This window comes from Teredinibacter turnerae T7901 (assembly GCF_000023025.1).
Classification (GTDB): domain Bacteria; phylum Pseudomonadota; class Gammaproteobacteria; order Pseudomonadales; family Cellvibrionaceae; genus Teredinibacter; species Teredinibacter turnerae_B.
On the sequence record NC_012997.1, the window covers coordinates 1027638 to 1046985 of the forward strand.

A 19348-nucleotide genomic window follows, 5' to 3' on the forward strand; every position below is an offset into this window, starting at 1 on the left:
GCGTGCAATACCAGTTTGCGACCTTAGGCAGCGGCAGTCGTGGAAACGCAACTGTCGTTCGCGTAGGCGATCAGTGTTTACTGGTCGATTGTGGTTTCACGCTGCGCGAACTGGAAAAGCGGTTGGCCTTATTGGAACTGAGTGCCGCCGACATTACCGCTGTACTGGTTACTCACGAGCATGCGGACCACATAAAGGGTGTTGGCCCACTTGCACGTCGGCACACAATACCGGTCTATATGACATCCGGTAGTTTTATCAGCGGTAAATGTGGCGAGATACCGCACTTTCGAGCTGTTCTTCCTGACCAACCTTTCCAGATTCACGACATTACTGTAACGCCCGTGGCAGTGCCGCACGATGCCCGTGAGCCTTGCCAGTTCGTGTTTAGTTATCAAGGCATGAAGCTCGGTATTCTCACCGATCTAGGCACCATAACACCGCATGTATTATCCCAGTATCAGGGCTGTCATGGTTTACTGGTGGAGGCGAATCACGACCTGACGATGCTTGCGAATGGCCCTTACCCGCCATCGTTGCGGGCGCGAGTGGGGAGTAATTGGGGGCATTTGAATAATCAACAGACGTCAGCTTTTTTGCAGCAAATCGACCAGAGCGCGCTGCGCTGCCTGGTGGTTGGGCACATCAGTGAAAAAAATAACGCACTCGCAAAGGTGCGCGAGCTGATCGATCCACATGTAATCGCGAACGCCGAAGTTGTGTACGCCGAACAAGATTCCGCCACCGGTTGGCTTTCGTTGCTTTAGAATCTAAAGGGAATTAGGCGTCAATTTTTATGCCCCTGTTTGGCGCGTTTTTCCCCTATAAAATCCCGCTGTTTCCTCTCTTCCCAGTCTCTTCACAAAGTAAGTAAACACTTCTACGTCAAGCCCCAAAATGGGGTTGACAAAAAAACTTTTCCACACATCGTTACTTTAAGCAACAAGGTGTCGGTAAATCATACAGATATCGTATATTTTTTCGTCTGACGATTGTAACTTGTTGATTTATAAGCTTTATTACAAATTGACTAAAATGCCGTCAAACCGACTGCAGGCAAGCAACCATGGTACTTGGACGCGTTTGTCATGATGTTGGTCACAGAGTTATCCACAGCTTTTGTGGATAAGGAATTTATTAACAGCGGCGCGATAATTTGCTCTTTACAGCAAAAATTCCACATTGAGCTAAGCTTGTTTTTTGAGGTGATTGATCGGGTTATAAGACGTTTGGATCATTCAACTTTTGACGACAGAGGAAAAGTGTGTGCTAGAGCGCCGTAAATACGAACGAACCCCAACGTCCATACGTGTCGAGATTACGCATCCGGCTTTCGGCACCCTGGTTGGTTTTACCCGTGACATATCTGACGGTGGCGCTCAGGTTGGTTTGGAGAGCACGCCAGTGCCACCAGTGGGAACTGTGGTGTCGGTGAAATTTCACAAAATTGTTGGCCCAATTAACCTGGAGCCGGTTGAAATGAAGATTGTCCACTGCAATCGCAATGTCATAGGGTTAATGTTTATGCCGCGTTAGCGGCACAGTCAAAGCAAGTCGACTCAGCGCCAGCTAATATCATCCTCATCTATGCAGGTTGACTCCCGTCTCGTAAAAAATCCGTTACTGACAGCTGGCTCAACGGTTTTACACCCTCGCGGCTGGCGACCCGCAACGAGATTGGGGTGAATGCACCTTGTTATTGGTTCGACGAGTCCAGCGGTTTTTTATTCTTGTCTGCAGTGCTTCGGAAGTAGAAGTTCGATCTGCTTGCGGGCTTGCAACTTTGCTGTAGATGCGCAGTTAAGTTCCGGATTCCCGGACAAGTCTACATACTGGAGTTGTTCCAGTTCATCGAGAATACTCGCGTCTGTAATTGCGTTGTCCGCCAAATTAATATGGCGAAGTTCGCGCAGAGCGGCCAATGAACTAATGTTTTCGATTGTGTTCTTAGCTAGACCCAGTTGTTGAACACGGTTGAAAATTTCTATTCCTTCCAACGATAAAATCTTTCCTGGCCCACAAAGCAGTTGGCGAACCTGCCTCGCTGCGGTGATCTGTTGTTCGTTTACCACATTTTTTACGCAGTTCTCCAGGTCTTTATCCTTAAGCGACAGTTCGCGCCGGAAGGTGGTTGGATCGTAAAGAGTCTTTTCGTTCAGCGTAAATTCATACTGTGAACAGCTTAATAAGAAGGAGAGAAGGAGACCGCAGACGGGAGCTTGTAAACTCCGTAAACTGCGCACGCTTGAGTGAGCTGCTGGCGCTGGTGTGTTTTCCATAAAATCCCCGATTGGTGGATGAACTCTGCTCATTAAACGGATTATTTTACGCTTATTTGGTTATTTCTCGATTCATTAATGGAGGCTTTATGAAAAATCTTGTGGTTGGTCTGTTGTTGGTTTCGCTTTTTGGCTGCGCAACTTACGACCCCTACACGGGTGAAAAACAGGCAAGCAAAGCGACCACCGGTGCTGCGGTGGGTGCGATTGCCGGTGCGGTCGTTGGGGCGGCAACGTCCAGCGATAAAGATCGCGATCGCGGTTTGATTACTGGTGCGGTTGCAGGTGCAGCGGTAGGTGGTGGCGTTGGTTACTATATGGACCGGCAGGAATCCAAACTCCGCCAACAGCTTCAAGGTTCGGGTGTGCAGGTACAGCGTGATGGCAACACGATTAATTTGATCATGCCGGGCAACATTACTTTCGCGACTGATAGCTTCGACATTAAGCCTGAATTTCATTCTGTGCTGGACTCGGTGGCCCAGGTGCTCAAGGAGTTTAAGAAAACAGTGATCGTAGTTTCAGGCCACACCGACTCGACGGGATCTGCAACATATAATCAGCAGCTGAGTGAAAACCGTGCAAATTCAGTGCGCTCTTATTTGCTCAACCGCAGTGTCGCCTCTGGTCGGGTACAAGCTGTGGGCTACGGTCCCCGCATGCCAATTGCTTCCAACAAAACTGCGCAAGGGCGTCAGCAAAACCGCCGCGTGGAATTGAAACTGGAACCAACCGAATAAGGCTTTCACCCGCACAGGGAAGTGTTTAACATGCGCCGTCGGTAGATTTTCTTGAGGTTCCGATGAGCGCTGAAACTATTTACATTTTCGCACTGGCGGCGGTGCTCTTAGCGTTGTCGCCAGGCCCCGATATTCTTTTTGTGTTTACTCAGTCACTGGTTAGCGGAGCACGCGTCGGTGTATGGGTGACATTCGGTCTTGGCACGGGCCTGATCTTTCACTCTGCGATGGTCGCTTTAGGCGTAGCGGCAGTGATCAAAACCTCCCCGATTTTATTTACCGCGATCACTTGGTTAGGTGCGGCCTATTTATTGTGGCTCGCCTGGCAGTCCTGGCGCAGCCCTGTTTCCGTGGGCGGCTGCGAAAGTATTGATACAGGGTGGTGGCCGCTGTATCGCCGTGGGATCGTGATGAATATTTCGAACCCAAAGGTGGCAATTTTTTTTCTCGCGTTTTTACCCCAATTCACGCAGCCCGACGGTTGGCCGATAGCGGTTCAAGTGATGGTCTTGGGCCTGACGTTCATAATATGCGGGTTCGCGGTTTTTATTAGCGTGGCGTTCGCTGCAGGCTGGTTAAACAAGCGATTTGTCACACCCACACGGTTGCGCATTCTAAACCGCTGCGCTGCAATCGTTTTTGTGGCTATGGCGCTGCGGTTGGTGCTGGTGTAGGTGCGGTTGGTGCTGGTGTAGGTGCGGGTGTAGCGCGCGTACAGTTACTGGCAACTAGGGATGAGTTTGGGCATGATTTCCGGGCGAGACATAGGCTACTTCCGCTGATTGCGTTACCCCTGTGTGTCGTTTTCGCCCTTTATCGACCACTGTCCCTCGCGCCCTTAGATTGGTATATCGGTGATCTGGCTTACCCTCGTTAAATTGACACTTGTACCCGGTTTGATACTTGTTGCCACTCGAATCGCGGGCCGTTTCGGCCCCGTTATCGGTGGATTGGTGACAGCGCTGCCTTTGGTCGCAGGCCCGATTACCTTAATTCTTGCCTGGGAGCAGGGCGAAGATTTTGCGGTTGAATCTGCAACGGGTACTTTGCGTGGCATTCCTGCGGTCGCGGTTTTTTGTCTCGTCTACAGTCGATTTGCCATGGCAGAAAAGCCCTGGTGGTTAGCTTTCTGCGCTGCGTTAACAGGTTTCAGCGCCGCTGCAGCCATTCTTCTTGCCTGGCAATCGACACCTCTGATCATTTACCTGGGTGGGGTGTTTATTGTCTGGTTGGTTTATCGCCTGCTGCCTAAGCCGAACGTCGACATCATTCTTGCGCGCGTCGACTGGCGGCAGATGTTGATCCGCATGCAGGCGGCTGTGGTGTTGGTGTTAGCCGTCACTGCGGGAGCTTCCCGCTCTGGGCCGATGTTGAGTGGCGTTCTGGTGGTGTTTCCGGTGGCGACTACGATTATGGCGGTGTTCACCCATCGTTCAGCGGGCGCTGCGGCGGCCGTGCTGCTATTGCGCGGCCTGGTAGCCGGATTTGTCGGCTTGCTCTTCTTCTATTTTTCGCTCAGTTTTCTCTCGTCCTCACTTGGCTTTTACGTCGCTTTTGTGCTCGCTTTAGTGGCTGTGATTATCTATCAGTACGGCTATTCACGCGTTCTTTTGCGTAAATCGGTTTAGATTCTTCACTCTTGTGCTAAAAAATTAGCATTAACGCTTGCCGATTCAGATTGGTAGTGCTAGTTTTGTAGCATGGTGCTAAAAAACTAGCACCGTTTATAGCCGAGGACGTCATGTCACCCATTGCACACTACAAGTTGAGTCGTAGAGAGCGACAGATTATGGATATTCTCTACGAATTAAATGAGGCCTCCGCACAGGATGTGCTGGCTCGCCTACCTGACCCTCCCAGCTATTCAGCCGTGCGAGCGCTCATCGCCAGGCTGCTGGAAAAGGGCGTGGTGGGATTTCGTACGGAGGGTGCGAAGTATATTTATTTTCCAAAACTGGAGCAGCAGCAGGCCAGCGAGTCGGCGATTCGACGAGTGATTAAAACGTTTTTTAAGGGCTCACCGGCCAAAGCAGTATCGGCGCTGCTGGACATGGAAGGCGATGCGCTGTCTGCCCGTGAGATTGAAGATCTAGAGAGGAATATCGCCCGTTTGAAGGCGCTTAAGGACAAGGAGTCCCGCTGATGCTATCGATAACTGATGTTGGTTTCTGGGTACTGGTGACGGTTATTAAACCGATGCTGATATTGGTTATTGTGATCGCTCTACTAGCGCGACCTTCAGTCCGCTCAGCAGCACAGTTTCATTGGTGGTTTCTCTCTGCGCTGCTGGTTTCGGTGGCGTTTATACCGCTTGGCGCGACCTATCCCGCACTTTATCTGCCGATTTTACCGCACGCCGTGGAAGGCTTGCTGGCAATAAATGTGCGCAGCTTGAGCGCTACCCCAGTGCTACTGTACAGCGGGTTGGCGATCTATTGCCTGGGCGTGACTTGGCGTCTGAGCTATGTATTTTTGGGTGTCGTCGAGGCCTATTGGATCAAAGACGGCGCAACGCCACTCGACGGTGCGAATGAGGGTGATTTAATCCAAGAAAAAATGCGGCTCGACGCTCTGTTCGGCTTCTCCGGATCCCGCGTTGATATACGTGTAACCTCCGTGGTGTCCTCGCCACTCGTGCTGGGCTGGCTGCGGCCTACCATTTTACTCCCGATGAGTGTGGGCGACTGGGAACCCGGTCGGGTTTGCCGGGTGTTAGCTCACGAATATGCGCATATCGCGCGCAACGACTGGCCGGTGAAGATCCTGGTCGCGCAAATTACGGCGCTGTTATGGTTTGTACCTTTGGTGTGGATTTTCGCTAAACGCATTGGCTGGTATGCGGAGATAGCCTGTGATGACCAGGTGGCGGAGCTCTTCGATTGTCGCGCCGAGTACGCTGAGGATCTGCTGGCAATATCCGCTGATGTAAAACACACCTCATTCGCTCTGGCGTACAGCGATGGCTCGCAATTATTTGAGCGCATTAAGCTGGTACTGGAACCTTGCCGAAACAGGAGTCGCACCGGGCTTATCTGGCGTTTTGCCACCGCGCTCCTGGTTTCATCACTGGTTGGCCCTATCGCATTTGCCAGTCTCAGTACGGCCCCGGTCGGCACGTTTAAAGACCCGTTAGCCGTTTACCCATCGCCCGTTCTGGTTCCAATGATTCTGGTCGAAGACCGCTCGCCGCTTGCCAATAACCGCCGCCGGGTGGGCTGGCTCAACCATCAGTTAGCGCTCGAGCAACAGACTGAACGCAGGGGTTCCGATGCGTTGGAGCCAACGACTTCTCAGCAATTGCCTGTATTCAGCCCGCCACCTGCGCGCCCGATAACCGAAGAACTTCTTGTGGTGAGCCGTGCACAAACTCCCGGCAGGCTCAGGGTTTCTGCCACCGAGTTGGCGCCAGTGACTGAGGTTAACGCGCCCGGTATCGCGATGAGCGGTTACTTGCCAAACACTGTGGTAACCCCGCATTACCCCCGGTTTGCATTGCGCCATGGAATAAGTGGTCGTGTGGTTGTTGAGTTCGATGTAAGTCGCGCGGGCGAGGTTGTGTCCCCCAGAGTTCTGCACGCAGAGCCTGCCGGTGTATTCGACCAAGCGGTACTTAACGCGATTAAGCAGTTCCAGTTTTTGCCGTTGGAGCTAAACGGCGAAAAAGTCATAACTAAAAACGTCACTGAAACGTTTGTATTTAACCTCGAAGGCTGACTGAAGAGGTTTAACCGGCACTGTTGTACGTCAATCACCAAAGAGGAGCGTCAACATGAACACTATATTCACAACCAACCACGCGGTATTCAGGGCGAATCAGTTCGTCCGAGCAGTAGCGACTACGGGGCTTGCGGCGCTGGTTACACTGGCACTGCTGGTATTGATGGAGCGTTTAATTCATATGGCGGACTCGCCGATCGATGACGCGCCACCCTTCAATCCGCCCAACGTGACGTGGGAGGAGCCCAAGCTTGTTACTGTTATAAAAAAGGATCTGCCTAAGCCGCTGGAGGTGCAAGAAGCACCGCCTATGCCGGAGCAAGCGGATGACACCCATCTAAACGTTAACTTGACTTTACCTATTAAGCCGACGGCAATACGAAGCACGACTGGCCCTGTCGAAGTGGCCTTTGGTGCTGGCTTTCCAATTCCACAGTACCAGCCACAACCAGTGTATCCGGCGCGAGCACTGCGCAACGCCACTGAAGGATATGTCGATGTAATTTTTGATGTTACGGCGTTAGGAACAACCGAAAACATACGCATCCTGGAGTCCATGCCACATGGCATGTTTGAAAATGCTGCGCTGGCAGCTGTCGCGCGCTGGAAGTATCAGCCGAAAACTGTGGATGGGCTGCCGGTTGCGTTTCCCGGCCTGAGTAGCCGCCTCACCTTTGTGATGAAGGACTAAATTCTGCAAGTCAGCAGTGCCGTTGTGCGCCCCTTAGGGGCGCTTTTTTTACGGAGAAACGATATGAGAAAAAAATCGACACTCGATGAAGTTTGTGCAAGCGGTATCGACCTTAACCCTATGCTGGATGTGGTTTTCATCCTTTTGATCTTCTTTATTGTCACTGCATCCTTTGTAGCTGAGCGCACATTACCGGTTGACCCACTACCGCACTCTCCGGCTGGGCGAACAAGTAAAACCGTGGTTTTGCGTGTTGGCGCACAAAACAACATTACCTTAGAAGGACAGGCGGTCGAGTTGGCAGGACTAAAGGCGCGCTTGCATCGTTTGATTGCCGAGCGGCAAGAATTTCCGTCGTTTGTGCTGGTGGCTGACGAACGTACAAGCATCGAAACCTACGCATACATTATGGACATTGTCAGGCTTGTAAAGATTACGAGACTCCCTATAAAAATGGAAAAATTGGCGTCTCAATCCGTCAGCAAGGTTGACAGAAAAATGTGAACATGATCACATGTATTTTATAACTTATTGAAAAATAACAAGATATTTTTATTGGACTGTATATTGCTTCGTACTGTATAGCGAGCCGGGTGAAGCAAATTTTGAGCGTTTTACTCCGGATGAAAGTGATTAACTATGCAGGAGTAGATGTATGTTAAAGAAATGTGTGGGATTGCTGATGGTGTGTCTCTGGTCCGTTAGTGCCTCTGCGATCGTCGTTACCGACGACAGCAGTGACTATGATGGAACCGATGTCGGCACAGTGGATGAATTGGTCGGTGAGATTGGCAAAAGAGAGTTTCGCGACTTGATCGCTGGTCAGGGTTTCCGTGGTTTTCGTGCAGACGCGGAACAGTTCTGGTCCAATTCTCTAATGGGCGGGGACACGGAGTTGTCTCTAAACAGTTCTACCGCTGGCGTGGGATACCTTGCTACTGACGTCGAAAATGTTTACGCCATTTTGATGCCTAATGAGCCAGGTTACTACATCGTTAAAAATGCCAATTTCTGGGGATTATTCGAGAATACCGGCGCTAGTAATTGGGCGGTTTTCGATACATCCAAGTTATCATCAGGTTTCCAGCTTGGCGAAGGTCCATTCCAAGTGGATCACGTATCAGGTCTGGACAATGTGTCGCCAGTACCTTTACCTGCCTCTATGCCAATGATGGGTGCAGCTCTAGTGGTATTCGTTTGGATGCGCAAGCGCATGGCCAAAGCCAAAGCTAAGGCGTAACAGCGCATGAAATTGCGCACGGAAGCGAATGCTATGTGGGTGTTTCGCACCCTCATAGCTTTTCTTCGTTGTTCCAGTAGCAGAAGGCGAATTTCCCACACTGCCTTGGTGTTAGCATGGAACAATCACGGGGTGCGCAGGAGGCGCCCCCGTTGAAAGCAGGAGGATCATCAGGCTGAGCATACTCGCAGGGCTCGCCTGGTGATTCTCCTGATCACAGTCTTACCGCAGACACTCCCCCAAGCCGGCGAAACTTGGCACAATAGGCATTTGCTTTCGTTGGTTCTCATGAAAACCCCCGTTTCTGTTCTTTGTCCTGCGCCGTTGCGTGAGGATCTTCCCGATGTTCTGGTTAACGCCCTAAACGATGTGACGGCAGTGCCTGACTGGCTTGATGCCGAGGACACGCTGCCAGCTTCATTGGTGTTGGCTGTTACTCGTGATGGCCTCGAACTACGGGATCACCGGCTTAAAAAGCCGCTGACTACGCGAGTGGATTTCGTCACCGGGGCAAAAGCCCATCGTCGCAAGTTTGGTGGCGGTAAAAGCCAGGCGATCGCCAAAGCTGTGGGCGTGAATAAGGCGCGTGGAATAACTGTCCTTGATGCCACCGCAGGGATGGGAGGGGATGCTTTTGTGTTGGCAACCCTAGGCTGTTCTGTGCGAATGTGTGAGCGCTCACCAACTGTGAGAGCAATGCTGGCCGATGGGTTACACCGGGCAAGAATGTATAGCGCGGAGGCAGACGCGGAGCTGTTTGAGATTCTGTCGCGTATGGAGCTGGTTGCCGTCGATAGCCTGGTTCACCTGCAAAGCGATTTTTCAGATGTGCCACAGGTTGTATATCTGGACCCGATGTTCCCCGCGCGGAAAAAATCCGCAGAAGTGAAAAAGGACATGCAGTTATTTCACGACCTGGTGGGAGCCGACGCCGATGCTGACGGGCTGCTCGAACCGGCGCTCGCCCTGGCCAGCCACCGAGTAGTGGTGAAACGGCCTAAAATTGCGCCATTTCTCGCCGGGCAGGCGCCGGGGTATCAGCTTGAAGGAAAGGCGGGCCGCTTCGATATATACCCGCTCAAGGCTTTCGCAGAAACCGCAAAAACCGACTGATAATCATCCGGATTTGCGCCAGCATGGCGACGACAAATCCGGCCCCGGCCAGGATCAAACCCGCGAGTGTAACCAGTTCCTGTCGCAATGAAGGTAATAATGCAGTGTTCGCCAGGTAGACCATGGTGAGCCCGACAGCAAAAAAAATCGCGCCACTGCGAAATTGTTTAAACATGTCCTGCATGGGAGCAGAGTAGTGCGCGAGCAGCGCCCTTTTAATAGTCGTTAAACGGAGTTTTGAGGCTGGTCTAGCTGTCATCAGCGGTAAGCCAGCGATCCGCAGCCGCCTGATCGCTCTGTTTTGCGTCTACCCACTGACGCCCTTCTTTTTTCCAAAAGGGCGCTTCGGTTTTCAATAGGTCGATAATGTATTCGCACGCGGCAAACGCAGACTTGCGATGGGCACTGCTGACCCCGACAAATACGATCTGATCACCTGCCTGCAGATGTCCTACGCGGTGAATGACGGTTACCGCGAGCAGTGGCCAGCGCGATTGCGCCTGGGAGACAATCTTGTTCAATACCGATTCGGTCATGCCCGGGTAGTGTTGGAGGAAGAATCGTTCACTCGTATCGCCGGCAAAATCCCGCACCAGCCCGCTAAACGTAACGATTGCGCCTGCCAAGCCGTGTTGTTGCAGGTTGCGGTATTCGCCCGCTACATCAAAATCTGCCTGCTGTACGCGAATCATAGGTCAGCCCCCGGTAACCGGTGGGAAGAAGGCAACCTCGTCGCCCCAGCACAAGGGGTGTTCGGGTTTTGCGAGGGACTGATTCACGGCACAGCGGAGGTTCGTGGAGGATAATGCGGCCGCCCACTTGGCGTCTCGTGCGGCTAGCTGTGCGCGCAAAGAGGCGACATCAGCGGGTAGTGAGGCTTGGCTGAAACGCTCCTCGGAAAGGCCTAGCGCGTCACCCAGGCTGGCAAAATACAGAATGGTGATGGCGTTGGCGTTACTCATCGGCCTGCCAATCGCCGGAGCGTCCGCCAGTTTTGGTGAGTAGCCGGGTGTGGCTGATCACCATGCCTTTATCCACCGCTTTACACATATCGTAAATGGTCAACGCCGCGATAGACGCGGCAGTGAGCGCCTCCATTTCCACGCCAGTTTTGCCATCCAGTTTGCAGGTCGCGTGGATTTCCACACAGCTTTCCGCGGTGTTAGCGGTGAGTTCCACGCTGATCTTTGTCAGCATCAGCGGGTGGCACAGGGGGATAAGGTCGCTGCATTTTTTTGCCGCTTGAATACCGGCAACGCGGGCCACGGCGAATACGTCACCTTTGTGATGGCGCCCCTCGACGATCATCGCCAGGGTTTGCGGATTCATGGTGACGCGACTCATGGCAGTCGCGGTGCGGTGAGTCACGACTTTTTCTCCCACATCGACCATGTGTGCTGCGCCCCGGCTATCGAGGTGGGTGAATTGGCTCATCAGGCGAGCAGCTCCTTAAGTATGCGCTGGTAGGTTGCGCTGAGTTTGTCGAGATCGGCCACATTGACGCACTCGTTAATCTGGTGAATTGTGGCGTTGACCGGGCCAAGCTCCAAGACCTGGGCGCCGGTTGGTGCGATAAAGCGGCCGTCCGAGGTGCCGCCCGAGGTGGATAGCTCCGGTTCAGCACCGCATTCTGCCCGAATGGCGGTAACGGCGGCGTCGACCAACGCCCCGGCGGGGGTCAGAAAGGGCTCGCCCGACAAATGCCAGTGAATATCGTAGTCGAGCCCGTGTTTGGCGAGAATGGCTTCGGTGCGTTGCTTTAGCTCATCCGCCGTGGACTCGGTGGAGAAGCGAAAGTTGAACACAATGGCCGCTTCGCCCGGAATAACATTAGTCGCGCCGGTGCCAGCGTTAAAGTTGGAAACCTGGAAGCTGGTCGCCGGGAAAAAGTCGTTGCCCTCGTCCCATTGCTCGGCCGCCAGGTCCGCCAATGCCGGTGCCACCAGATGAATCGGGTTCTTTGCCAGATGTGGGTAGGCCACATGCCCCTGCTTGCCCTTAACCGTCAGTTTACAACCCAGCGACCCACGTCGGCCGTTTTTAATAACATCGCCGACAGACTGGGTCGAGGACGGTTCGCCAACCAGGCACCAGGTAACTTTTTCGCCGCGCGCTTCCAGCCATTCCACCACTTTCACCGTGCCATTGGCGGCAATGCCTTCTTCGTCACTGGTTATCAGAAACGCAATGCGCCCGGTGTGGTTCGGGTGTTCAGCCACAAACGCCTCGCAGGCGGTGACCATCGCGGCCAGGCTGCCTTTCATGTCCGCAGCGCCACGGCCGTAAAGCAGGCCGTCGGTAATGGTGGGTTCGTAGGGTGGGCTTTGCCATTTTGCCGGGTCGCCCTCGGGTACCACGTCGGTGTGGCCAGCGAAACACAATATCGGGCCGCTTGCGCCGCGCACCGCCCAGAAATTGTCGACGTCGTCGAAGCGCAGCGATTCGATATGGAAGCCAATCGCGCGCAGCCGCTCGGTCATTAATGCCTGGCAACCAGCGTCTTCAGGGGTTACGGAGGCTCTGCTGATCAGATCGCAGGCCAGTTGCAAAGTGGGGGACATGGTACCTCTCGATATTCCCATTTTCACGCAAGACGTATCGGGCACCGGAACCGGGTGCCCGTCGGTTAGGCGGATTAGTTGTTCTTATGGAGTTCTTCGTTGAGCGCAATCGCTGATTTGTTGGTTTTACATTCCACTGCACCCGTGGTCGAGTTGCGGCGAAACAACAGGTCGCTTTTACCTGCAAGATCACGGGCTTTGACCACTTCAACCACCTGATTTTGATCGTCCAACAGATTAAGTTTGGTGCCTGCTGTAATGTACAGGCCAGATTCCACAATACAGCGATCACCGAGTGGGATACCGGTACCGGCGTTGGCGCCGATCAGGCTTTCTTTGCCGATGGAGATAACGACCTTACCGCCGCCAGACAGGGTACCCATGGTTGAGCAGCCGCCGCCGAGATCGGAGCCTTCGCCCACAGTCACACCCGCAGAGATACGGCCTTCAATCATGCTGGTGCCCAGGGTGCCCGCATTGAAGTTGACGAAACCTTCGTGCATCACGGTGGTTCCGGTGCCAATGTGGGCGCCGAGGCGCACCCGAGCGGTGTCCGCAATGCGCACACCTGCTGGCACAACGTAGTCGGTCATCTTGGGGAATTTGTCGACGCAATCGACGCTGAGAGTTTGCCCTTTCATGCGTGCACGCAACTGGCGGTCGGCCAGCTCGTTCAGGTCAATGGCGCCTTCGCTGGTCCAGGCTACGTTCGGCAGAACACCGAAAATACCGGCGATGTCAGTGCCGTGCGGCTTTACCAGGCGGTGCGACAGCAGGTGCAATTTTAAATAGGCTTCGGGTACGGTGGTCGGGGCGACATCGTTGGTGAGCAGTACCAATACCGCCGGGCGTTCGCTGCCGCCGAGGGTTTCACACAGGCTGGCCAGCGCGTCGTCCACACCTTGTAGCGCAGTGGCGAGTTTTGCCAGCAGGTCGCCATCCAGAGCCAGGGTAGTGTTGTTGCCGTCGAAACCAATGGCGTCGGCAATGGCAGAAGCGGTGTCCGCTGCCGGATTGAGCAGGGGGTGGGGGTAGAACACCTCCAGCCAGTCTCCGTTGTTGTTTTGTGTGCCTAGCCCGAGGCCGAGACTGTATAAGGTCGTCATGGTTAGTCCTTGCAGATTTTAGTCATTAAATGGGGGCGGCCGGGCCGCTTAGAGTAATAACCCGGCGTAGTCAGAATCTTTGAATCCCACCTGTAAACTGTCACCGGTCGCAAGTACCGGGCGTTTGATTAACGTGGGGTTGGCCGCGGCAATGGCTGCAATGTCGCCAGCGTCTACTTTCGCTTTATCGCTATCACTCATTTGCTTCCAGGTGGTGCTGCGTTTATTGATCAGCACCTCGGGGGCAAGTACTTCAAGCCATTCGTTAACTTGCTGCTCGGTTAACCCGTGTTCGCGGAAGTCGTGGAAAGTGTAGGCAACGCTGTTGCCTTCCAGCCACTTGCGGGCTTTTTTTACGGTGTTGCAGTTTTTGATTCCGTAGAGCGTCGTCATAGTCTTTGGCTTGTGTTTTAGGTGTTAGGGCGTGTTGGCGAAAAAGGGCGCGTAGGATACCAAAAGGTGACCAGGGGTTCACCCGCTCTGCAACGTGCGAGGCGGGCGCCGTGGGGAGGCGCTACGCCTTGCGCGTAACTTTCGGTTTTTTACGGTTGGGGTAGCAGGTGGTGCAGATCGGGCACACAGTGCCATCGCAACCGCGAGCGGTACAGTATTCGCGGCCGTAGAAAATAATTTGTAGATGCAGCTTGTTCCAGCTTTCACGCGGAAACAGTCGTTTGAGGTCGCGCTCAGTCTGGGCGACACTCTTGCCGTTGGTCAGCCCCCAGCGTTGCGCCAGCCGGTGAATGTGGGTGTCCACCGGAAATGCCGGTTCGCCAAAGGCCTGTGCCACAACCACGCTCGCGGTTTTGTGGCCCACCCCGGGCAAGGCTTCCAGTTGTGCCAGGCTTTGCGGCACCTCACCCTGGTACTCATTTACCAGTATTTCCGATAGCCCTTTGATGGCTTTGGCCTTTTGTGGAGACAAGCCGCAAGGGCGAATAATCGCTTGAATGGCGTCGACGGATTGCTTTGCCATATCGAAGCAGTTGTCGGCCAATTGCCACAACAGCGGGGTAATTTTGTTAACCCGCTCGTCCGTGCATTGTGCCGAAAGCAATACTGCGACGAGCAGGGTATACGGGTCTTTGTGATCCAGCGGCACCGGCGTCTCCGGATACAGGTGTTCCAGTTCCGCCAAAATGTAAGCGACGCGTTGCTGCTTCAGCATTAATAGCGCGCCTCGACAAATGCGCGCAAACGCTGTGCGGCCTGCTCACATTCGTCCAATGAGGCGACGAGAGCCATGCGTATCCGCTGACTGCCAGGATTCCCATCTGCAGTGCTGCGCGCCAAATAGGACCCGGGCAGAACAGTCACATGCTGTTCGGCGAACAGGTCGCGTGCAAATTCAGTATCGCTCACCGGCGTTTGCGGCCACAGGTAAAAGCTGGCGTCTGGGCGAATTACCGGCAGTGAATCTCCCAGTATCGCCAGCACCCGATCGAATTTTTGACGATAGAGCTCACGGTTTTCCACTACGTGAGTTTCGTCCCGCCAGGCGGCAATACTGGCGGCCTGGGCGAACAATGGCATGGCGCAGCCGTGGTAGGTGCGGTACTGATAGAATTTTTCGATAATCGCCTGATCGCCAGCAACAAAGCCCGAGCGCAATCCCGGCAGGTTGGAGCGTTTGGACAGGCTGTGAAAAATAACGCAGCGCTTGTAATCGTCGCGTCCCATGGCGGCGCAGGCCTGCAGCAACCCCGGGGGCGGTGTGTGTTCGTCGAAGTACAGTTCCGAGTAGCATTCGTCGCTGGCGATAATGAAGTCGTGCTCGTCGGCTAATTCGATGAGTTTTATCTGCTGTTCGAGGCTCATTACCGCGCCGGTTGGGTTGCCGGGGTTACAGATAAACAGCAGTTGGCACGCTTTCCAGGTCGCGGCGGGCACCCGGTCGAAATCGCAGAGAAAACCGTTTTCTTCGGTGCAGTTCAAAAATACCGGCTTGGCGCCAGCCAAAATCGCCGCGCCTTCATAAATTTGATAGAACGGGTTCGGCATAAGCACCGAGGGCGATGGCTGGCTTGAATCCACCGCAACCTGCACGAACGCAAACAATGCCTCGCGGGTACCGTTCACCGGCAATACCTGAGTTTCGCTGCTCAAGGTTCCCGGTTTAAGATTGAAACGACGAGTGCTCCAGTCGGCGCAGGCTTCGCGCAGTTCCGGCAGGCCGAGCGTCACCGGGTAATTTGCGATGGTCGCCAACTGGTTAGAAAGCGCATCCAGAGCAAACTGCGGTGCCGGGTGCTTGGGCTCACCAATTGAAAGAGCGATGTGTTCGAGTTCAGCGGGCGGCTGTGCACCGGCTTTAAGCTGGCGCAGTTTTTCAAACGGGTAAGGCTGTAGCAGATCGAGATTGGGGTTCATGATAAATTCTCGGCAGCGGATCAGGACGCAAGATCCTGCTCGACACGTTTGTCCAGGCGAAAACAGATGTCATCCTGCAGGGCACGGCACAGGCGTGGATCACCAAGTGGTTGGTTGTCCGCGTCGGTGATAAAGAATACATCCTCCACTCGTTCGCCGAGCGTTGAAATCTTGGCGTTTTGTAGCTGGACATCGTGCTCCATAAACACTTGGCCGATGGTTGCAAGCAGGCCTGGTCTGTCCGGGCTGATGACCTCGAGCACCGTGTTACCACTCACAATATCGTTGCTGATGCTGGTACGGGTAGGCACAGAAAACTGCTTTAGCACGCGCGGCGTGCGACGTCGAACCACTTCGTTGTAGTCGCCTAACAGTAAAAGTTCTTCGCCGATGGCTCGGGAAATCTTCAGGTATTTAGAGGAATTGTCACCGAGAGGCTGATCGTTGTCGTTCAGCACGTAGAAGGTATCGACGGTGTAGCCATCGTTGGTACTGTACAGCCGCGCATCCTGAATGTTCAGTTGCAGGGATGTCAGCACGCTGGCGACAGCAGGGAATACGTGGCGCTCATCGCGAGTGCGTATAAAAATCTGAGTTGCGCCTTCAAATTCGAGGTTGGTGGTTTCGCGGATGAGAATCAGCGGGCTTTCGCCCTGGTGCTGAATCATCGCCTCTGTTTGCCAGGCAATATCGGTATGGGACTCCCGGATGAAATACTCATCGCCCATTTGATCCCAGAGTTTGCGCGCGATCTGCTCGCAGATGCCTTTATCGGCCAGCCGCGCGGCGGCCAGCTGCTGAGTTTCTTCGATGTGCTCTTGCTTATCGATATGGTTTTCGAGACCACGACGCAGCGCGCGCTTGGTTTCCATATACAGTTGTCGCATGAGGCTGGCGCGCCAGGTATTCCAGATATCAGGGCTGGTGCCACACATGTCGGCGACGGTTAAGGCGTAAAGATAGTCCAGGTGGCGCTGGTCCCCAACTTCCAGTGCGAAATCACGAATCACTTCCGGGTCGGAAATGTCCTTCTTTTGGGAAACGTAGGACATTAACAGGTGCTTCTCTACCAGCCACACCACCAGGCGTGTGTCCTTGCCGCGCAATTGGTGATCTTCGCAGAAGGTTTCCGCATCGCGAGCGCCCAATGTCGAATGGTCGCCGCCACGGCCTTTGCCGATGTCGTGAAACAGTGCGGCTATGTAGAGCAAATGCAGATGCTGGCGCCGCTTCATTATGTGATGGGCAATGGGAAACTTCTGCTTTGCCTCTTCGTGACGAAATTTGCGCACGTTTTTTATAACCATCAAAGTGTGTGCATCCACGGTGTAGCGGTGGAATAGGTCGTGCTGCATTTGGCCAATGATATTGCCGAATACCGGCAGGTACCGGCCGAGGATGCCGTAGCGGCGCATTCTCTCAAGTTGCGCAACCAGACCGACCTTTAACTGAAATAGCTCGATGAACATCGCACGAATATGTGGATCGCGGCGAAACTTCGCATTCACCAGCCAGCGTTTCTCGCGGATCAAGCGAATTGTCGGCGAGCGCACACCGGCGATGCTGGGGTTGTTCCCCATGATCACAAAAATTTCCATGAGCGCGCAGGGCGATTCGTCAAACACGCTCTCACGGGTAACTTCAATCAGGTTGTCGTGCAACTGAAACCGGTCGTTGATGGGGGTGATTTTGTGCTTGCGTCTTTTGGTGTGAATAACTTCGTCGAGATAGTTCACCAATACGTCGTTGAGTTCGCGCAGTGCCAGCACCACGCGATAGTACTCGTGCATGAATTTCTCGACGGCGAGGCCTTTGTCGTCATCCTTATAGCCAAAGAGTTTGGCTAATTCGCGCTGGTACTCAAAGGTCAGACGCTCTTCTGCGCGATTGGCAATCAAGTGGATGCCGTAGCGCACCTTCCAGAGAAAGGCTTCCCCACTGCGCAATGCGCCATACTCTTCCTCAGTAAAGAAATCTGCACCTGCGAGGCGAGTAATGTCGGGCACATTAAAATAGCGTTTGGCCACCCAGTTGATAGTCTGAATATCGCGCAGGCCACCTGGGGCGTTTTTAACATTGGGCTCGAGGTTATATTCAACGTTGTCGTATTTCAGATGGCGCTGTTCCTGCTCTTCCACTTTGGCGTCAAAGAATTTGTTGGCCGGCCACATATGTTCTGGCCCGGTGAGCAGCTGCAATTTATCGCGGAGTTTATCGTTGCCAGCCAGTCGACGAGCTTCGAGTAAATTAGTGACAACTGTGATGTCGCCTTTGGCAATCTTGATGCATTCCTTCAGGGTTCGAACGCTACTGCCAATTTCCAGCCCTATGTCCCAAAGGAAGGTGACGAACAGTTGAAGATTGTCGTTATATTTTTTTTGAGCTTTGTCGTCGAGCAAAATCAAAATGTCGATATCTGACTTGGGGTGCAGCTCTTTGCGGCCGTAGCCGCCGACGGCGATCAGGGCGACGTCGTCGTCCCAGGCGTATTGATGCCAGGCATAGTGTAGGAGTAGATCGACAAAAGTCGCCCGCTCCTGCACCAGTCTGTGGATATCATCGCCTTCGTGAAAGCGACTTTCGAAATGGCTGTCGATCCCGGCTATGGCACTTTTGAACACCTTAATCGCCGGGTGCTTTTTGAGGTCTTCCCGAAACTTGCTCTGGTTAAAGAAGATCGGCTGACAGTGGTAAAGCGGAAATTTTGGTGCTTGTTCGACAGACACAGCGTGGGTCATTAAAAGCTTTCCTCGTTACGGGCGGTCAATACTTCAACTCCATCCTTGGTAACGGCGAGTGTGTGTTCCCATTGCGCTGACAGGCGGCCGTCGCGTGTTTCTACAGTCCAGCCGTCGCCTTTCAATTTGGTGTGGTGTTTACCGGCGTTGATCATGGGTTCGATTGTGAAGGTCATTCCTTCCACCAATTCCATACCTTTACCTGCAACGCCGTAGTGCAATACTTGAGGTTCTTCGTGAAAGACTTTGCCAATGCCGTGGCCACAGTATTCACGCACCACCGAATAGTGATTCTTCTCCGCGTACTGCTGGATGACTGCTCCTATGTCTCCCAGGCGCGCACCCGGTTTGACTTGTTCAATTCCCAGGTAGAGGCATTCCTGAGTGATTTTACACAGGCGTTCTGCGTGAGGAGCCACTTCTCCCACCATGAACATTTTGCTGGTATCACCGTGATAGCCATCTACGATCACGGTGATATCAAGATTGATAATATCGCCAGACTTGAGTTTCTTTTTCTCGGAGGGTATGCCGTGGCAAACCACCTGATTTACCGATGTACAAATTGACTTCGGGAAGCCTTTGTAGTTGAGTGGCGCCGGAATCGATTGTTGTTGGTCAACCATATAATCGTGACAGATGCGATCCAGCTCGGCGGTGGTTACGCCGGGCACGACGTATGGCTCGATCATTTCCAATACTTCCGCTGCCTTGCGGCCGGCCACGCGCATCTTCTCGATTTCTTCTGCAGTCTTGATTGTTACGGACATGGGGGTAAATTGCCTCGATTGGT

At 53.6% G+C, this 19348-nt stretch carries 23 protein-coding genes; 11 read left to right on the forward strand and 12 right to left on the reverse strand.

From position 1 onward, the window contains the following. Window positions 1-2 precede the first annotated feature (2 nt). On the forward strand, window positions 3-767 hold the full coding sequence (locus tag TERTU_RS04320; protein ID WP_015820829.1) for an MBL fold metallo-hydrolase: 765 nt from the start codon (window positions 3-5) through the stop codon (window positions 765-767). Window positions 768-1266: 499 nt separating this feature from the next. Continuing rightward, window positions 1267-1536 (forward strand): PilZ domain-containing protein, encoded by a 270-nt coding sequence (locus tag TERTU_RS04325; protein WP_015819659.1) that lies wholly within the window; start codon window positions 1267-1269, stop codon window positions 1534-1536. A gap of 188 nt (window positions 1537-1724) precedes the next feature. Here the strand turns inward: TERTU_RS04325 and TERTU_RS04330 are convergent, their stop codons facing one another. Beyond that, window positions 1725-2279: a leucine-rich repeat domain-containing protein gene (locus TERTU_RS04330; protein ID WP_015817653.1), complete on the reverse strand. Its 555-nt coding sequence runs from the start codon at window positions 2277-2279 to the stop codon at window positions 1725-1727. An 89-nt stretch (window positions 2280-2368) separates the two neighbouring features. Between TERTU_RS04330 and TERTU_RS04335 the strand changes: the two genes are divergently transcribed. From TERTU_RS04335 to TERTU_RS04375, 9 genes are all read left to right on the forward strand, one after another. Beyond that, window positions 2369-3019, forward strand: a complete 651-nt coding sequence (locus tag TERTU_RS04335; protein ID WP_015817051.1) for a YiaD family glycine zipper/OmpA-like lipoprotein — start codon at window positions 2369-2371, stop codon at window positions 3017-3019. A 62-nt stretch (window positions 3020-3081) separates the two neighbouring features. Continuing rightward, a complete protein-coding gene (locus tag TERTU_RS04340; RefSeq protein ID WP_015820559.1) occupies window positions 3082-3693 on the forward strand; it encodes a LysE family translocator in 612 nt (203 codons plus the stop codon). 180 nt (window positions 3694-3873) lie between these two features. Further along, window positions 3874-4647, forward strand: a complete 774-nt coding sequence (locus TERTU_RS04345) for a hypothetical protein (RefSeq protein ID WP_015817622.1) — start codon at window positions 3874-3876, stop codon at window positions 4645-4647. A 113-nt stretch (window positions 4648-4760) separates the two neighbouring features. Further along, a complete protein-coding gene (locus TERTU_RS04350; RefSeq protein ID WP_015817046.1) occupies window positions 4761-5162 on the forward strand; it encodes a BlaI/MecI/CopY family transcriptional regulator in 402 nt (133 codons plus the stop codon). Then, window positions 5162-6733 (forward strand): M56 family metallopeptidase, encoded by a 1572-nt coding sequence (locus TERTU_RS04355; protein WP_015818831.1) that lies wholly within the window; start codon window positions 5162-5164, stop codon window positions 6731-6733. Before TERTU_RS04350 ends, TERTU_RS04355 begins: the two co-directional genes overlap by 1 nt. Window positions 6734-6788: 55 nt before the next feature. Beyond that, window positions 6789-7427, forward strand: coding sequence for an energy transducer TonB (locus tag TERTU_RS04360; RefSeq protein WP_015818824.1), 639 nt, complete (start codon window positions 6789-6791; stop codon window positions 7425-7427). 63 nt (window positions 7428-7490) lie between these two features. Then, window positions 7491-7931 carry an ExbD/TolR family protein gene (locus TERTU_RS04365; protein ID WP_015818264.1) on the forward strand — a complete coding sequence of 147 codons (441 nt, stop codon included), beginning with the start codon at window positions 7491-7493 and terminating at the stop codon, window positions 7929-7931. Between the two features lie 151 nt (window positions 7932-8082). Further along, the gene (locus TERTU_RS04370) at window positions 8083-8667 is read left to right on the forward strand and encodes a hypothetical protein (RefSeq protein ID WP_015819485.1); all 585 of its coding nucleotides are present in this window, start codon (window positions 8083-8085) and stop codon (window positions 8665-8667) included. Between the two features lie 288 nt (window positions 8668-8955). Continuing rightward, window positions 8956-9780, forward strand: coding sequence for a class I SAM-dependent methyltransferase (locus TERTU_RS04375; RefSeq protein WP_015817077.1), 825 nt, complete (start codon window positions 8956-8958; stop codon window positions 9778-9780). Here the strand turns inward: TERTU_RS04375 and TERTU_RS04380 are convergent. The 11 genes from TERTU_RS04380 to map form a co-directional block, all read right to left on the reverse strand. Then, the gene (locus TERTU_RS04380; protein WP_228378264.1) at window positions 9746-10039 is read right to left on the reverse strand and encodes a hypothetical protein; all 294 of its coding nucleotides are present in this window, start codon (window positions 10037-10039) and stop codon (window positions 9746-9748) included. The genes TERTU_RS04375 and TERTU_RS04380 overlap by 35 nt on opposite strands. Next, window positions 10029-10472 (reverse strand): molybdopterin synthase catalytic subunit MoaE, encoded by a 444-nt coding sequence (gene moaE, locus TERTU_RS04385; RefSeq protein ID WP_015817788.1) that lies wholly within the window; start codon window positions 10470-10472, stop codon window positions 10029-10031. The genes TERTU_RS04380 and moaE overlap by 11 nt, the downstream gene beginning before the upstream one ends. A 3-nt stretch (window positions 10473-10475) precedes the next feature. After that, entirely contained in the window at window positions 10476-10742 is a 267-nt protein-coding gene (gene moaD, locus TERTU_RS04390; protein ID WP_015818661.1) for a molybdopterin converting factor subunit 1, read from the reverse strand. Continuing rightward, window positions 10735-11214 carry a cyclic pyranopterin monophosphate synthase MoaC gene (gene moaC / locus TERTU_RS04395; RefSeq protein WP_015817240.1) on the reverse strand — a complete coding sequence of 160 codons (480 nt, stop codon included), beginning with the start codon at window positions 11212-11214 and terminating at the stop codon, window positions 10735-10737. The genes moaD and moaC overlap by 8 nt, the downstream gene beginning before the upstream one ends. Next, window positions 11214-12341: a succinyl-diaminopimelate desuccinylase gene (gene dapE, locus TERTU_RS04400; protein WP_015817454.1), complete on the reverse strand. Its 1128-nt coding sequence runs from the start codon at window positions 12339-12341 to the stop codon at window positions 11214-11216. The genes moaC and dapE overlap by 1 nt, the downstream gene beginning before the upstream one ends. Before the next feature lie 74 nt (window positions 12342-12415). Next, a complete protein-coding gene (gene dapD, locus TERTU_RS04405) occupies window positions 12416-13447 on the reverse strand; it encodes a 2,3,4,5-tetrahydropyridine-2,6-dicarboxylate N-succinyltransferase (RefSeq protein ID WP_015820275.1) in 1032 nt (343 codons plus the stop codon). Between the two features lie 48 nt (window positions 13448-13495). Further along, window positions 13496-13840: a Spx/MgsR family RNA polymerase-binding regulatory protein gene (locus tag TERTU_RS04410; protein ID WP_015820083.1), complete on the reverse strand. Its 345-nt coding sequence runs from the start codon at window positions 13838-13840 to the stop codon at window positions 13496-13498. A 121-nt stretch (window positions 13841-13961) separates the two neighbouring features. Continuing rightward, on the reverse strand, window positions 13962-14615 hold the full coding sequence (gene nth / locus TERTU_RS04415; RefSeq protein WP_015820637.1) for an endonuclease III: 654 nt from the start codon (window positions 14613-14615) through the stop codon (window positions 13962-13964). Further along, window positions 14615-15817, reverse strand: coding sequence for a succinyldiaminopimelate transaminase (dapC, locus tag TERTU_RS04420; protein ID WP_015818896.1), 1203 nt, complete (start codon window positions 15815-15817; stop codon window positions 14615-14617). The genes nth and dapC overlap by 1 nt, the downstream gene beginning before the upstream one ends. Window positions 15818-15837: 20 nt before the next feature. Continuing rightward, window positions 15838-18555 (reverse strand): [protein-PII] uridylyltransferase, encoded by a 2718-nt coding sequence (locus TERTU_RS04425; RefSeq protein ID WP_015819454.1) that lies wholly within the window; start codon window positions 18553-18555, stop codon window positions 15838-15840. Continuing rightward, window positions 18555-19325: a type I methionyl aminopeptidase gene (map, locus tag TERTU_RS04430; RefSeq protein ID WP_015818071.1), complete on the reverse strand. Its 771-nt coding sequence runs from the start codon at window positions 19323-19325 to the stop codon at window positions 18555-18557. The genes TERTU_RS04425 and map overlap by 1 nt, the downstream gene beginning before the upstream one ends. Window positions 19326-19348: the final 23 nt, after the last annotated feature.